Source organism: Streptomyces sp. NL15-2K (genome assembly GCF_030551255.1).
Lineage (GTDB): Bacteria > Actinomycetota > Actinomycetes > Streptomycetales > Streptomycetaceae > Streptomyces.
Genome location: NZ_CP130630.1, coordinates 3,730,837 through 3,745,992, shown reverse-complemented (window position 1 = coordinate 3,745,992; position 15,156 = coordinate 3,730,837). Strand labels below are relative to the sequence as shown.

Below are 15,156 nucleotides of genomic sequence, written 5' to 3'. Positions count from 1 at the left end.
AGCGGCACGACTGCCCGCAGCTATGGCGGCATGCGGGTGCCCGCGGCTATGGCGGCATGCGACTGGCCGCGGCTGCGGCGGATCCGCCGAGCGTAGCTACGCCGACGGCGGCCGGCGCCGTTGTCAGTGGCCCATGGGATGCTTTACGCGATGGCCAGGAAGACTGCGAATGACGACCCTCTCGCCCCGGTGACTGTTGCCGTGGGCCAGGAGGACCTTCTGCTCGACCGTGCCGTGCAGGAGGTGGTGGCCGCCGCCAAGGCCGCCGACGCCGACACGGACGTACGTGACCTGACCCCGGACCAGCTGCATCCCGGGACACTCGCCGAGCTGACGAGCCCGTCGCTCTTCGCGGAGCGGAAGGTCGTCGTCGTACGCAATGCGCAGGATCTGCCGGCCGACACGATCAAGGACGTGAAGGCGTATCTCGGGGCGCCCGCCGAGGAGATCACCCTCGTGCTGCTGCATGCGGGCGCAGCCAAGGGCAAGGGCCTGCTCGATGCCGCGCGCAAGGCCGGGGCGCGGGAGGTGGCGTGCCCCAAGATGACGAAGCCGGCGGACCGGCTGGCGTTCGTGCGGGGGGAGTTCCGGGCGGTCGGCAGGTCCGCCACCCCCGAGGCCTGCCAGGCGCTCGTGGACGCCATCGGCAGCGATCTGCGGGAGCTGGCGTCGGCCGTGTCCCAGCTGGTCGCCGATGTCGAGGGCACCATCGACGAGGCCGTCGTCGGACGGTACTACACCGGGCGGGCCGAGGCGTCGAGCTTCACTGTGGCCGACCGGGCCGTGGAGGGGCGGGCCGCCGAGGCGCTGGAGGCGCTGCGGTGGTCGCTGGCCACCGGCGTGGCGCCCGTGCTGATCACCAGCGCCCTCGCCCAGGGCGTGCGGGCCATCGGGAAGCTGTCGTCGGCGCGTGGCGGGCGGCCGGCGGATCTCGCGCGGGAGCTGGGGATGCCGCCCTGGAAGATCGACCGGGTGCGGCAGCAGATGCGGGGGTGGACTCCGGACGGGGTGGCTGTGGCGTTGCGGGCCGTGGCCGAGGCCGATGCCGGGGTGAAGGGTGGCGGGGACGATCCTGAGTACGCCCTGGAGAAGGCGGTTGTGACGATTGCGCGGGCGGCTCGGTCGAGGGGGCGGGGGTAGTGAGCAGGTGGGGATCGACGGTACTTGAGCGTGTTCTGGCGCGTATGAGTGAGCCTCCCGGCAGCGTCAGGCATGCTCTCCGGCGGGGAACGGGAGTTCTTGCGTCGAATGCGTGACCTTCGCTGGTGGTGGTCGTTGGTGTGGTGAGGGATTTCTTCGATACCGGGCCGGGGGGGTGACGGGGTGGGTGGGCTGCGGGAGGTGGTGGCGCCGTTCGTGGTGCCCGGTCCCTCGGGGGTCGCGATCCGTACCCGGTTCAAGGGCCTGACCGCTGGGGACGAGAAGGTGCTTCGCCTGGTCGGCGACCTGCTCGGTTCGCTTGCTTCCCGTGATCTGAAGGCGCGGTGCGCGGCCGGTCTGGAGCACGACACCGAGCAGTGGGCGCAGCGTAAGCGTGTCCTGACCGAGGAGTCCACGTCGCGCTGGGCAGGCAGCATCACCAAGGCCACCCACGATCAGTGGGCGCTCGCCCGGCGCGGCCAGCACACGCACATCCGGAGCCTGGAAGCCGGGATCGAGACGATCTCGCACCGACTGTCCCGGCCCATCGGCGAGAAGGGCACCAAGCAGGCGCCGGGCGGCTACCGCAGCAGGCAGGAGTGGTTCGCCAAGTCCCGCCGCCTGCACGTGCTCGAAGACCGACTCGACACGGTCCGGGCCGACCGTGAGGCCGGGCGGGTACGCGTGGTGCGTGGCGGCAAGCGGCTGCTGAACACTCGCCACCACCTCCAGGAAGCGCAGCTTACCGAGGTCGGGTGGCGCGCCCGGTGGGAGGCCGGGCGGCGGTTCCTCCAGGCCGACGGCGAGTCCGGGAAGCGGTACGGCAACGAGACCATCCGCGTCACCGACGACGGCGAGGTATCTATCAAGCTCCCAGCGCCACTGGCGCACCTGGCGAACGCGCCGCACGGCCGGTACGTCCTCGCCGCCCGCGTGAGCTTTTCGCACCGGGGCGAGCAGTGGCGTGACCGGGTCACCGCCAACCGGGCCGTGGCCTACCGCATCCACGAAGACGTGCAGCGGGGTCGCTGGTACCTGACCGCGTCATGGACGCTCCCGCCGGTCCAGATGGTGCCGCTGGAGGCGGCCCGCGCGGGCGGGCTGGTCGGCGTGGACACCAACGCCGACCATCTCGCTGCCTGGCGCCTCGACCAGCACGGCAACCCCGTCGGCGCACCGCTCCGGTTCGGCTACGACCTGTCCGGCACCGCCGGCCACCGCGACGCGCAGGTGAGGCACGCCCTCATCCGCCTGCTGCACTGGGCCAAACGCCGCAGCCTCGCGGTCGCGGTCGAAGACCTCGACTTCCAAGCGGAGAAGACCCGGGAGAAGCACGGCCGCCGTAAAAGGTTCCGCAAGCTCATCTCCGGCATGCCCACCTCCCGGCTGCGGGCCCGGCTGGTGTCCATGGCGGCCGAACTCGGCATCACCATCGTCGCCGTCGACCCGGCCTACACCTCCAAGTGGGGCGCCCAGCACTGGCAGAAGCCCCTCACCACCAACACCAGGAAGACCACTCGCCACGACGCGGCCGCCGTGGCGATCGGCAGGCGCGCCCTGGGGCACCCGATCCGGCGACGGACGGCACCGCCCCGCACCCACCGGAGCGATGGGTGCGGGCATCGGACCGTCCAGGCCGAATCAGTGGCCCCGGGGCGTGAGGGAAACCGCCCCCGCATCCCCGGACCACGGACACGATCCGTGCGCGCCGGACGCGGCGAGAACGCGGTGGACCAGAACGCCCAACACCGTTCGGGGCGTTCGGCTGAGCATGAGTTCTGGCGACAGGACTCACTCCCGCTCAGTCTTTAGGAACGGTAGGTTCCCCAGCGGCGGCGGTAAGGGAGAATCAGGCGTATCAGCCGTAATCACCGGAATTGCGAAAGGTGGCGCGTCGCCATGGCTGAACACCCGCACGCCGCGCTCGTCCGCATGGGCTACGAAGCCTTCCAGCGCGGAGACATGGACACCCTCCGCGGAATAATGACCGGGGACTGCACGCACCATGTACCCGGCTCCCACCCGCTCTCGGGGGACCACAAGGGGGTCGAATCGGCCCTCGAGTACTACGGCAAGCTCTCCTCGGAGACGGGCGGGTCGTTCCGGGTCGAGCTGCACGATGTGTTCGTCGACGGCCGCGGGCACGCCATCTCCGTGAATCGCTTCACCGCCGACCGGGGAGACAAGCACCTCGACGAGAAAGGAAGCATCGTCTTCCGGATCGTCGGAGACAAGGTCAGCGACCTCGACGAGTGCGTCCAGGACATCGACAAGGCCAACGACTTCTGGTCGTGACGCGCGCTGGGCACCGCAGGGCAAGCCGAAGGCCCCGCCGCCCGCCCTGGGGAAGGGCGAGGCGCCGGGGCCTTCGTATCAAGCTGATCGAACTGATCAAACTGCTGGATCCGCGCCCGCGTGGCGAACGCAGGCCGCGCGCGGATCCGGGGTGCCGGGTCGGGGGCGGAAGAGAGAGGGCCCGCCCTGGGTCCTTCCGGCGGTCAGATCAAAGAAGGGGTTCAGCCCTTGAGGGACGCGACCTTCGAAGCGAGCGCCGACTTCTTGTTGGCGGCCTGGTTCTTGTGGATGACGCCCTTGGAGACGGCCTTGTCGAGCTGACGCGCGGCAATGCGCTGGTACTCGGTGGCCTTCTCGACGTCACCCGCGGCAGCGGCCTCACGGGCCTTGCGGATCGCGGTCTTCAGGGAGGACTTGACGGCCTTGTTGCGCAGCCGAGCCTTCTCGTTGGTCTTGATCCGCTTGATCTGGGACTTGATGTTCGCCACGAATGAGCCTCTACAGGTTCAGGCACGGGGCCGCATGGGTCCCGTGCCGATGATTTCTTGAAGACGTGCCTCCTGCTGAGAGGGCATGAGACACAGCCACCCAGGCTACCAGTCCTGTTCTACCGGCCCAAACCGGTCGCACGGCCCCGCCCGTGGGACCATGGAGGCTACGTATCGATCCGACCCGAGACCGCAGACACTGCGGACGCCTCAAGAATCAGGACCCTGCGTGCCCGCGATCCCTAGCCATGTGCCCGAACCGAGCCGTACCGACCCGGCTCTGATCCGCAACTTCTGCATCATCGCGCACATCGACCACGGCAAGTCCACGCTCGCCGACCGGATGCTCCAGCTGACCGGAGTGGTCGAGCAGCGGCAGATGCGTGCTCAGTACCTCGACCGCATGGACATCGAGCGTGAGCGCGGCATCACGATCAAGTCACAGGCCGTGCGCCTGCCCTGGGCGCCCACCGAGGACAAGGGCACCACGCACATCCTCAACATGATCGACACCCCGGGCCACGTCGACTTCACGTACGAGGTCTCGCGGTCGCTCGCAGCCTGCGAGGGGACCGTCCTCCTGGTCGACGCGGCCCAGGGTATCGAGGCCCAGACCCTCGCCAACCTCTACCTGGCGATGGAGAACGACCTCAAGATCATCCCCGTACTGAACAAGATCGACTTGCCGGCCGCCCAACCGGAGAAGTTCTCCGAGGAACTCGCCAACCTCATCGGCTGCGACCCCGACGACGTGCTGAAGGTCTCCGCCAAGACCGGCCTGGGCGTCGAGGCGCTGCTCGACAAGGTCGTCGCCGAGGTCCCGCCTCCGATCGGCGCCGCCGACGCCCCCGCCCGCGCGATGATCTTCGACTCCGTCTACGACTCCTACCGGGGTGTGGTCACCTACGTACGAGTCATCGACGGCCAGCTCAACAAGCGCGAGCGCATCCGGATGATGTCCACCAACGCCACCCATGAGCTGCTCGAGATCGGGACCAACTCGCCCGAGATGCTGTCCGCCGACGGTCTCGGCGTCGGCGAGGTCGGCTACATCATCACCGGTGTGAAGGACGTCCGGCAGTCCAAGGTCGGTGACACGATCACCAGCCTGCACAAGGGCGCCACCGAGGCGCTCGGCGGCTACAAGGACCCCAAGCCGATGGTCTTCTCGGGTCTGTATCCGCTGGACGGCTCCGACTACCCCGAGCTGCGCGACGCCCTCGACAAGCTGCAGCTCAACGACGCCGCGCTGGTCTACGAGCCGGAGACCTCCGCCGCCCTCGGCTTCGGCTTCCGCGTCGGCTTCCTGGGCCTGCTGCACCTCGACGTGATCCGCGAACGGCTGGAGCGCGAGTTCGGGCTCGACCTCATCGCCACCGCGCCGAACGTGGTCTACCGCGTCCTCATGGAGGACGGCACCGAGCACACGGTCACCAACCCGAGCGAGTTCCCCGAGGGGAAGATCTCGGAGGTCTACGAGCCGGTCGTGCGGGCCACGATCCTGGCGCCCAGCGAGTTCATCGGTTCGATCATGGAGCTGTGCCAGACCCGGCGCGGTGTCCTGCTCGGCATGGACTACCTCTCCGAGGACCGGGTCGAGATCCGCTACACCCTCCCGCTCGCCGAGATCGTCTTCGACTTCTTCGACCAGCTGAAGTCGAAGACGCGCGGATACGCGTCTTTGGACTACGAGCCCACCGGCGAGCAGACCTCCAGCCTGGTCAAGGTCGACATCCTGTTGCACGGCGACAAGGTGGACGCCTTCTCGGCGATCACCCACAAGGACGCGGCGTACGCGTACGGTGTGCGGCTCGTCGCCAAGCTGCGCGAGCTCATCCCGCGGCAGGCCTTCGAGGTGCCCATCCAGGCCGCCATCGGTTCCCGGGTGATCGCCCGCGAGACCATCCGCGCCATCCGCAAGGACGTCCTCGCCAAGTGCTACGGCGGTGACATCTCCCGTAAGCGGAAGTTGCTGGAGAAGCAGAAGGAAGGCAAGAAGCGGATGAAGATGGTGGGTTCCGTGGAGGTTCCGCAGGAGGCTTTCATCGCCGTTCTGAGCAGTGATGACAGCGCGGGGTCGGGCAAGAGCAAGAAGTAACGGCCAAGAGCACGAAGTAACAGCACGGGATCGCGTGCTACCGCGGGTTACCCCGGCAAACCGGGTACAACAGGGGTTCGTCGTACAAAGTGCGGCGGGCCCCTACGCGTGCGTAAGGTCGCTCTCTGTTGGAAGTGACAGGGCGCGGGCCCTTACGCGGCGGGCGGTCGCGCTTTACTCTGATCCCTGCTCGAGAGTTACTCGCGAGTTAAACAAGAGCGCGTGAGCGATTACAGCGTGCGAGTGATATAGCGCGTGAGTGAAACCAGCCGCACTGAGCCAGCCGCGTCGTCGCGGGCCCCGGAGGATGTCGTGAGCGACACACAGACACTGATCGAGAACCGTCCGCCGAGCGTGGCGACCCTCTTCCTCGAGCGCGTTGCGGCCACACCGGACGCCGAGGCATACCGCTATCCCGTACCGCCGGCCTCCGGTCAGGGGCCGGACGACTGGAAGTCGCTGAGCTGGGCGCAGTCCGCCGAGCGGGTCTACGCCATCGCGGCCGGGCTGATCGAGCTCGGTGTGCAGCCCGAGCAGCGGGTCGCCCTGTCCTCCTCCACCCGGGTCGAGTGGATCCTCGCGGACCTGGGCATCCTGTGCGCCGGTGCCGCCACGACCACGGTCTACCCGCAGACCAATGCCGAGGAGTCGGCGTTCATCCTCTCGGACTCCGAGAGCAAGGTGCTCATCGCGGAGAACGCCGAGCAGCTGGCCAAGGCGCGGGAGAAGCGCGCCGAGTTGCCCGAGCTCACCCATGTCGTGGTCGTCGACCCGGCCGGCGTGGAGACCGGCGACTGGGTCCTCACCCTCACCGAGCTGGAGGCCCGCGGTGCCGCCCGGCTGGAGAAGGACCCCGACCTGATCAAGGAGCGGGTCGGCGCGATCACCAAGGACCAGCTCGCGACGCTGATCTACACCTCCGGCACCACCGGGCGGCCCAAGGGCGTGCGGCTCCCGCACGACAACTGGGCGTACATGGCCAAGGCGACCGCCGCGACCGGGCTGATCAGCAGCGAGGACGTGCAGTACCTGTGGCTGCCGCTCGCGCACGTCTTCGGCAAGGTGCTCACCTCCGGGCAGATCGAGGTGGGGCACGTCACCGCTGTCGACGGCCGCGTGGACAAGATCATCGAGAATCTGCCGGTCGTGCAGCCGACGTACATGGCGGCCGTGCCGCGCATCTTCGAGAAGGTCTACAACGGGGTCGCCGCGAAGGCCCGGGCGGGCGGCGGCGCCAAGTACAAGATCTTCCAGTGGGCGGCGGAGGTCGCCCGTGAGTACGCCAAGGTCGCGCAGGACAACTTCCGGCGCACCGGGACGGCGTCGGTTCCCTTCGGGCTCGGCGCGAAGCACAAGGTCGCCGACGCGCTCGTGTACGCGAAGATCCGTGAGGCGTTCGGCGGAAACCTGCGGGCGTGCGTGTCCGGCAGTGCGGCGCTGGCGCCGGAGATCGGGTACTTCTTCTCGGGCGCCGGGATTCACATCCTGGAGGGGTACGGGCTGACCGAGTCCTCCGCGGCGTCGTTCGTGAACCCCGGCGAGGCGTACCGCACCGGCACGGTCGGCAAGCCGTTGCCCGGTACGGAGGTCCGCATCGCGGACGACGGGGAGATCCTGCTGCGTGGGCCGGGGATCATGGAGGGCTACCACAAGCTGCCCGAGAAGACGGCGGAGGTTCTGGAGCCGGACGGCTGGTTCCACACCGGGGACATCGGGGAGCTGTCGCCCGACGGGTATCTGCGGATCACCGACCGCAAGAAGGACCTGATCAAGACGTCGGGCGGCAAGTACATCGCGCCGGCCGAGGTCGAGGGGCAGTTCAAGGCGGTGTGCCCGTACGTGTCCAACATCCTGGTGCACGGGGCCGACCGGAACTTCTGCACGGCGCTCATCGCACTGGACGAGGTGTCGATCCAGGCCTGGGCGAAGGAGAACGGCCTGGAGGGCAAGTCGTACGCCGAGATCGTGGCCGCGCCGGCCACGGTGGAGATGGTCGACGCGTATGTGAAGCAGCTCAACGGGGGCTTGCAGCGGTGGCAGACGATCAAGAAGTTCCGGTTGCTGCCCCGGGATCTCGATGTGGAGCACGGGGAGATCACGCCGAGCCTGAAGCTGAAGCGGCCGGTTGTGGAGCGGGAGTACAAGCACCTGATCGATGAGATGTACGCCGGTTCGCGCGAGTCGTAGGAGGTGGCCGGGGGGCTTAGGTACCTCGCCCCCTGTTCACCAGCTGACGTATCTCCCTGACCTGTGTGCGCAGTGCCGGTACGTCCGGAGGGTCGTCCCCCGCCAGCTGGGCCTCCAGAAATGCCAGCAACCGCTCCAGGTGCCGGCTCTTCCGGTGCAGGTCCAGGAACACGCTCACCTTCGCCCGTAGCACCCATGGATCGAACGGCTTGGTCAGGTAGTCGGCCGCTCCCGTCGCGTAGCCCCGGAACGCGTAGCCGGAGTCGTCCGCTCCGGTCAGGAAGATGATCGGGACGTCCTTGGTCTGATCGAGCCGTTTGATGTTCGCGGCGGTCTCGAAGCCGTCCATGCCCGGCATGCGCACGTCGAGCAGGACGACGGCGAACTGCTGCCGCAGCAGTGCCTTCATCGCCTCCTCGCCCGAACGTGCGCGGACGAGCCGTTCGTTGAGGGAGCCCAGGACGGCCTCCAGCGCGATCAGGTTGTCCTCCATGTCGTCGACCAGGAGGATGCCGGCGCGTTCGTCGGGTATGCCCTCGGTGCTCATGATCGCTGTGCCTCTTCCGCGGTGTGCTCCGGGTCCAGCAGGTCGCACACGATCGTCAGGAGCCGGTCGACGTCCACCGGCTTCGGTACGTAGTCGTTGGCGCCCCGCGCGATGGACTTCTCGCGGTCTCCCGGCATCGCCTTCGCGGTCAGCGCGACGATGGGCAGGCCCGTCCAGCGCGGGGTGCGGCGGATGGCGGCGATGGTCTCGTAGCCGTCCATCTCCGGCATCATGATGTCCATCAGGACGAGTTCGACGTCCGGGTTGCGCTCCAGCGTCTCGATGCCCTCCCGGCCGTTCTCCGCGTAGAGGACGGGCATGCCGACGCGCCCCAGGACATGGGTGAGGGCGAAGACGTTGCGGATGTCGTCGTCCACGATCAGCACCCGACGCCCGGGGAGGACCTGGCCCGCCCGGCCCGACCTCCACGCCTCCAGCTTCGTCGGCGCCGGCCAGGTGTCGTCCGTGTCGTGGCTGTCGTGGCTGTCGTCGGTGTCGGGGATGGTCGCGAAGGGCTCGGCCGACAGGTCGTCCGGCACCGGCAGGGCGCGTTCCTCGGGAGCCGGGCCGGTCGCCGTGTGGCCGGGACTGACGACAGGGACGTACAGAGTGAAGGTGGAGCCCTTGCCGGGCTCGCTCTCGGCGACGATACGGCCGCCCAGCAGGCCCGCGATCTCGCGACTGATGGACAGTCCCAGTCCCGTGCCGCCGTACTTGCGGTTCGTCGTGCCGTCGGCCTGCTGGAACGCCTCGAAGATCACCGGGAGTTTCTCGGGGGCGATGCCGATGCCGGTGTCGGAGACAGCGAAGGCGATCACCTCGTCGCTGCCCTGGACGTAGTGGTGCTCGGGGTCCATGACCCGGTTCACGCGCAGCTCGACCCGGCCCGTCGCGGTGAACTTGATCGCGTTGGACAGGAGGTTGCGCAGGATCTGCTGGAGGCGCTGCTCGTCGGAGAACATCTCGCGCGGTACGTCCTCGCCGACCGCCAACTCGAAGGCGAGCCCCCGGTCGAGGGTGAGCGGGCGGAAGGTGGCGTGGACGTAGTCCAGCAGTTTGATCAACGGCAGCCGCTTGGGGCGTACGTCCATTCGGCCCGCCTCGATCTTCGACAGGTCGAGGATGTCGTTGATCAGCTGGAGGAGGTCGGAGCCCGAGCGGTGGATCGTCGTCGCGAACTGCACCTCCTGGTCCGACAGACGGCCGTCCGGGTTGTCCGACAGCAGCCTGGCCAGGATCAGCAGGGAGTTGAGTGGCGTACGCAGCTCGTGCGACATGTTCGCCAGGAACTCCGACTTGTACTGCGACGACGTCGCGAGGAGCGCGGCCTTCTCCTCCAGTTCGGCGTTGGAGCGCTGCAACTCCGCCTGCTGCTTCTGGAGTTCGTCCGAGCGCTCCTGGAGCTGCATGGCCAGTCGCTGGGACTCGCCGAGCAGGGACTCCGTACGGGAGTTGGCGATGATGGTGTTGATCGCGACGCCGATGGTGTTCACGAACTGGTCGAAGAAGGCCAGGTGGACGTCGGAGAAGCGGGAGAAGGACGCGAGTTCGATCACGCCGAGGAGCTTGTCCTCGAAGAGGATCGGGATGATGACCACGCTCGTCGGGGCGGCCTCGCCGAGACCGCTGTTGATCTTGATGTAGTCCGGCGGGGCCTCCTCGACGAGGATCCGCTTCTTCTCGCGGGCCGCCTGGCGGACCAGGCCGTGCACCGGGAGGCCGCCGGTCTCCACGGTCGCGCCCTGCGCCGAGCCGTAGCCCGCGATGAACGCGAGCCCCTTCGCGGGAACGGGGGTGCGCAGGGCCGCCCCGTCCTCGTCCGGGTCGGCCAGGAAGAACGCGCCGTACTGGGCGTTGACCAGGGGCGTCAGCTCGCGCAGGATCAGGTCGGCGACCTCCATCAGGTCGCGGTGGCCCTGCATCAGGGCGGCCAGGCGGGCCAGGTTGGACTCCAGCCAGTCCTTCGCGCGGGTGGTCTCGCGGAGGTTGGCCACCATCAGGTTGATGTTGTCCTTCAGCTCGGCGACCTCGCCGCGGGTCTCCACGGTGATGGAGCGGGACATGTCGCCCTGGGCCACCGCGGAGGCGACCTCGGCGATCGCGCGGACCTGGGTGGTGAGGTTGGAGGCGAGCTCGTTCACGTTCGTCGTCAGGCGCTTCCAGGTGCCGTACACGCCCTCGACCCGCGCCTGGCCGCCGAGTTGGCCCTCGGAGCCGACCTCGCGGGCCACGCGGGTGACCTCGGAGGAGAACGACGAGAGCGTGTCCACCATCGTGTTGATGGCCGTCTTCAGCTCCAGGATCTCGCCGCGGGCGTCCACGTCGATCTTCTTGGAGAGGTCGCCGTTGGCGACGGCCGTGGTCACCTGGGCGATGTTCCGCACCTGTGAGGTCAGGTTGTCCGCCATGGAGTTGACGTTGTCCGTCAGGTCCCGCCAGACGCCGGAGACGCCCAGCACCTGGGCCCGGCCGCCGAGCCGGCCGTCGGTGCCGACCTCGCGGGCCACGCGCGTCACCTCGTCGGCGAAGGCGCGCAGCTGCTCGACCATCGTGTTGACGGTGTCCTTGAGCTCGAGGATCTCGCCGCGGGCGTCAACCGTGATCTTCTTGGACAAATCGCCGTTGGCGACCGCGGTCGTCACCTGAGCGATGTTCCGTACCTGAGAAGTGAGGTTCAGCGCCATGAAGTTGACGTTGTCGGTCAAGTCCTTCCAGACGCCGGAGACGCCGCGCACCTGGGCCTGACCGCCGAGGTTGCCTTCGGTGCCGACCTCGCGGGCGACGCGGGTGACCTCGTCGGCGAAGGCGGAGAGCTGGTCGACCATCGTGTTGATCGTCGACTTCAGCTCCAGGATCTCGCCCTTGGCCTCCACCGTGATCTTCTTGCCGAGGTCGCCCTGGGCGACGGCCGTGGAGACGAGGGCGATGTTGCGGACCTGCGACGTCAGGTTGTCCGCCATGAAGTTGACGTTGTCGGTGAGGTCTTTCCAGACGCCGGAGACGCCGCGCACCTGGGCCCGGCCGCCGAGGTTGCCTTCGGTGCCGACCTCGCGGGCGACGCGGGTGACCTCGTCGGCGAAGGCGGAGAGCTGATCGACCATCGTGTTGATGGTGGACTTCAGCTCCAGGATCTCGCCCTGGGCGTCGACCGTGATCTTCTGGCTCAGGTCGCCGTTGGCCACGGCGGTCGTCACCTGGGCGATGTTCCGTACCTGCGAGGTCAGGTTCGAGGCCATGAAGTTGACGTTGTCGGTGAGGTCCTTCCAGACGCCGGAGACGCCTCTCACCTGGGCCCGCCCGCCCAACTGGCCCTCCGTACCGACCTCGCGGGCCACCCGGGTGACCTCGTCGGCGAAGGCGGACAGCTGGTCCACCATCGTGTTGACCGTCAGCTTCAGTTCGAGCAGTTCGCCGGTCGCCTCGACGGTGACCGTGCGGGTCAGGTCGCCGCGGGCCACCGCCGTGGTCACCAGGGCGATGTCGCGCACCTGGGCCGTCAACCGGGACGCCATCGTGTTGACCGCTTCGGTCACGTCCCGCCAACTGCCCGAAAGGCCCCGCACCTTGGCCCGCCCGCCGAGCCGTCCCTCGGTGCCGACCTCGCGGGCGACCCGCGTCACCTCGCCCGTGAACAGGGACAGCTGGTCCACCATCTTGTTCACGGCCCGGCCGAGACGCCGCAGGTCGCCGCGTAACTGCCTGCTGCCGTCGTGCAGGTCGACGCGCTGGGTCAGATCGCCGCCGGCCACCGCGTCCAGCACGCGGGTCGCGTTGGCCGCCGGGGCCACCAGGGCGTCGAGAACCTGGTTCACATCGTTGACCCGGGACGTCCACGCGCCCTGGCCCGGGCTCGCCGAGAGCCGTTCGTCGAGGCGGCCGTACCGCACCAAGTCCCGCTTGACGCGCTGCATCTCGGTGTTGAAGTGAGTGCTGCGGTCCATGATCTGGTTGAAGACGGCGGTCAGCTCGGCCACCATGCCGTGGCCGGTTTCCGGCACCTTCGAGAAGTCACCGTCCCGGGCGGCGGTCATCGCGGCGAGCAGGGGACGCAGATCGGATGCTCGAATCTGACCGTCTTTCTGTCCGTCTTCGAGCACACGCGTAGCACTGTTCTCACTCATGGCGGCCCACTTCGGTAACTCGGTGCTTATGGGCGTGGCCAGTCTGTCACTCTGTCGGCATCGACTGAGGCGTATTCGTACGAACCGCTCGGGGAGCTGTCCATGGGGCCCATTCCGACGCAACGGGAGAACGTCTCCCGTGCCTCTGATGCGCCTGGGCCCGGGGGCGCGCGCCCGCCCGCCGAGGCGCAGCAACAAGCAGACGCGCCCGCGCACGCCTGCGCCGACGCGCCCGCGCACGCCTGCGCCGACACGCCAGCGCACGCCTGCGCAGACGCGCCCGCGCACACCGAGGCGCACGGCCGCGCCGACGCGCCACGACACCCCGACGCGCCACCGCACGCCGACGCACACCCCCGCGCCGAGGCGCACGCGACCCTGTCCGGAAGCCCCTTCGCGCCCGGCGCCGCCCGCGCGCTCCTGCGCGGCACGCTCGCCGAATGGGCCGAACGCGGCCTGCCCGGCACCGAGCACCTCACCGACCGCCTGGCCGACGACGCCCTGCTCGTGGTCAGCGAACTCGTCACCAACGCCATCGTGCACGCGGGCACCGACGTCGAGCTGGACTGCCGGCTGGAGCCGGAGACGGGCGCCCTCGTCCTCGAGGTCCTGGACCACCACCCCTCCCGCGCCCCGCGCGACAGCCCCGCCGAAGCGCCGCACGACACCCCCGAGTACGGACGCGGCCTGCGGCTCGTCGCCACGCTCGCCGAGTCCTGGGGCATCACCTACCGCACCGGCGCCAAGACGGTGTGGGCGCGGCTGCCCGCCGAGGGCAAGGAAGCCGCCGACGGGATCCAGGCCTACGCCGGGGAGCGCGCCCTCGAGCGCGGACTGCGCGTCGCCGAGATACTCGCCCCCGAGCCGCCCCCACCCTCGACCGCCCACGAGCGGGGATACCCCCAACGCGCCGAGCGCGACCGGGACTGGCTCGGCCGCGGCGCCCTGTCCTTCCTCGCCGAGGCCTCCGACCTGCTCGCCGGACAGCTCGACGAGAACCTGGTGGCCGCCCTCGCCGGACAGCTGATCGTGCCCCGGCTGGCCGACTGGTGCGCGGTGTGGCTGGAGGATGAGGTCACGGGCCGCGGGGGCTGGGCGGCCGACGGCGCCGGCGGAACCGGGCCCCGGCTCGCCCGCGTGTGGCACAGCAGCGAGAACCGCATCGAGGAGCTGCGCCGGGTCCTGGAGAAGGAGCCACCGCACGCCCCCCAGACGTTACGGGCCGGACCCGCCCCCGCCCCCTTCCCCTGGCCCGGCGAGGCACTGGGCCCGCACGGCACCCGCGGCTGCGCGCTCGCCTACCGCCTGACGGCCGGCGGCCGCCCGCTCGGCACCCTGGTCATCGGACGGTCCGGGCCCGACCGCTTCCCCGACGAGATCACCGGGCTCGTGGAGGACCTCAGCCGCCGGGTCGCGCTCGCCATCGGCGCCGCCCGCCAGTACGCGCGACAGGCCACCATCAGCGCCGTACTGCAGCGCGGACTGCTGCCCGGCGCGGTCGCCGAGATCCCCGGGATGCGCAGCGCCCTGGTCTACGAGCCGTGCGACAAGGGCGGGCCCAGCGGCGACTTCTACGACCTCTTCCCGGCCGGCGACGGCCGCTGGTGCTTCGCCGTGGGCGACGTCCAGGGCAAGGGACCCGAGGCCGCCGTGGTCATCGGCCTCGCCCGGCCCTGGCTGCGGCTGCTGGCCCGCGAGGGCTACCGCGTCGCCGACGTCCTCGACCGCCTCAACCAGCTGCTCCTCGACGACGCGACGGAGGCCGCGGACGCCGCCGCCCGCGCGCTGGCCTCCGCGGGCGGCCGGCCGCCGTCCGCCGGGGACGGCCCGCAGACCCGCTTCCTCTCCCTCCTCTACGGCGAACTGGCGCCCTTCGACGGCGGCGTGCGCTGCACCCTCGCCTCCGCCGGACATCCCCTGCCGCTGCTCCTCGGAGCGGGCGGCGAGGTCGGTACGGCCGCGCAGCCGCAGACCCTCCTCGGGGTGATCGAGGACGCGACGTACACCAGCGAGACCTTCGAGCTGCGGTCCGGCGACAGCCTGCTGTGCGTGACGGACGGGGTGACCGAGCGGCGCAGCGGCTCACGCCTGTTCGACGACGAGGACGGGCTCGCTCAGGCGCTGGCGGGGTGCGCGGGGCTGGACGCGGAGCTGATCGCGGAGCGGATCAAGCGGCTGGTGCACGAGTTCGGGGTGCGCCCGCCGGAGGACGACCTGGCGCTGCTGGTCCTCCAGGCCGAGTAAGGGCGAGCAAGGCCGAGTAAGGCCGAGCAAGGCCGA

General features: G+C 69.5%; 9 protein-coding genes. 6 read left to right on the top strand and 3 right to left on the bottom strand.

Features of this window, described 5'->3' with window-relative positions; translation table 11 throughout:
* Nucleotides 1-150 precede the first annotated feature (150 nt).
* From holA to Q4V64_RS16495, 3 genes are all read left to right on the top strand, one after another.
* Entirely contained in the window at nt 151-1,140 is a 990-nt protein-coding gene (holA, locus tag Q4V64_RS16505; protein WP_216377658.1) for a DNA polymerase III subunit delta, read from the top strand.
* Between the two features lie 183 nt (nt 1,141-1,323).
* Entirely contained in the window at nt 1,324-2,952 is a 1,629-nt protein-coding gene (locus tag Q4V64_RS16500; protein ID WP_303710187.1) for a hypothetical protein, read from the top strand.
* Nucleotides 2,953-3,039: 87 nt separating this feature from the next.
* Nucleotides 3,040-3,435: a nuclear transport factor 2 family protein gene (locus Q4V64_RS16495; RefSeq protein ID WP_124442365.1), complete on the top strand. Its 396-nt coding sequence runs from the start codon at nt 3,040-3,042 to the stop codon at nt 3,433-3,435.
* 221 nt (nt 3,436-3,656) lie between these two features.
* On the opposite strand, the gene rpsT is transcribed toward Q4V64_RS16495, so the two are convergent.
* A complete protein-coding gene (gene rpsT / locus Q4V64_RS16490; RefSeq protein ID WP_124442366.1) occupies nt 3,657-3,923 on the bottom strand; it encodes a 30S ribosomal protein S20 in 267 nt (88 codons plus the stop codon).
* 229 nt (nt 3,924-4,152) lie between these two features.
* Here rpsT and lepA point away from each other — a divergent pair, with 229 nt between their 5' ends.
* Nucleotides 4,153-6,021, top strand: a complete 1,869-nt coding sequence (gene lepA, locus Q4V64_RS16485) for a translation elongation factor 4 (protein ID WP_124442367.1) — start codon at nt 4,153-4,155, stop codon at nt 6,019-6,021.
* Nucleotides 6,022-6,333: 312 nt separating this feature from the next.
* Nucleotides 6,334-8,208: an AMP-dependent synthetase/ligase gene (locus Q4V64_RS16480; RefSeq protein WP_124442368.1), complete on the top strand. Its 1,875-nt coding sequence runs from the start codon at nt 6,334-6,336 to the stop codon at nt 8,206-8,208.
* Nucleotides 8,209-8,224: 16 nt separating this feature from the next.
* Here Q4V64_RS16480 and Q4V64_RS16475 read toward each other — a convergent pair whose 3' ends face one another.
* Entirely contained in the window at nt 8,225-8,755 is a 531-nt protein-coding gene (locus tag Q4V64_RS16475) for a response regulator (RefSeq protein WP_124442369.1), read from the bottom strand.
* The gene (locus tag Q4V64_RS16470; protein ID WP_172629377.1) at nt 8,752-12,876 is read right to left on the bottom strand and encodes a HAMP domain-containing protein; all 4,125 of its coding nucleotides are present in this window, start codon (nt 12,874-12,876) and stop codon (nt 8,752-8,754) included. The genes Q4V64_RS16475 and Q4V64_RS16470 overlap by 4 nt, the downstream gene beginning before the upstream one ends.
* A 102-nt stretch (nt 12,877-12,978) precedes the next feature.
* Between Q4V64_RS16470 and Q4V64_RS16465 the strand changes: the two genes are divergently transcribed.
* Nucleotides 12,979-15,120: a SpoIIE family protein phosphatase gene (locus Q4V64_RS16465; RefSeq protein WP_253267182.1), complete on the top strand. Its 2,142-nt coding sequence runs from the start codon at nt 12,979-12,981 to the stop codon at nt 15,118-15,120.
* Nucleotides 15,121-15,156: the final 36 nt, after the last annotated feature.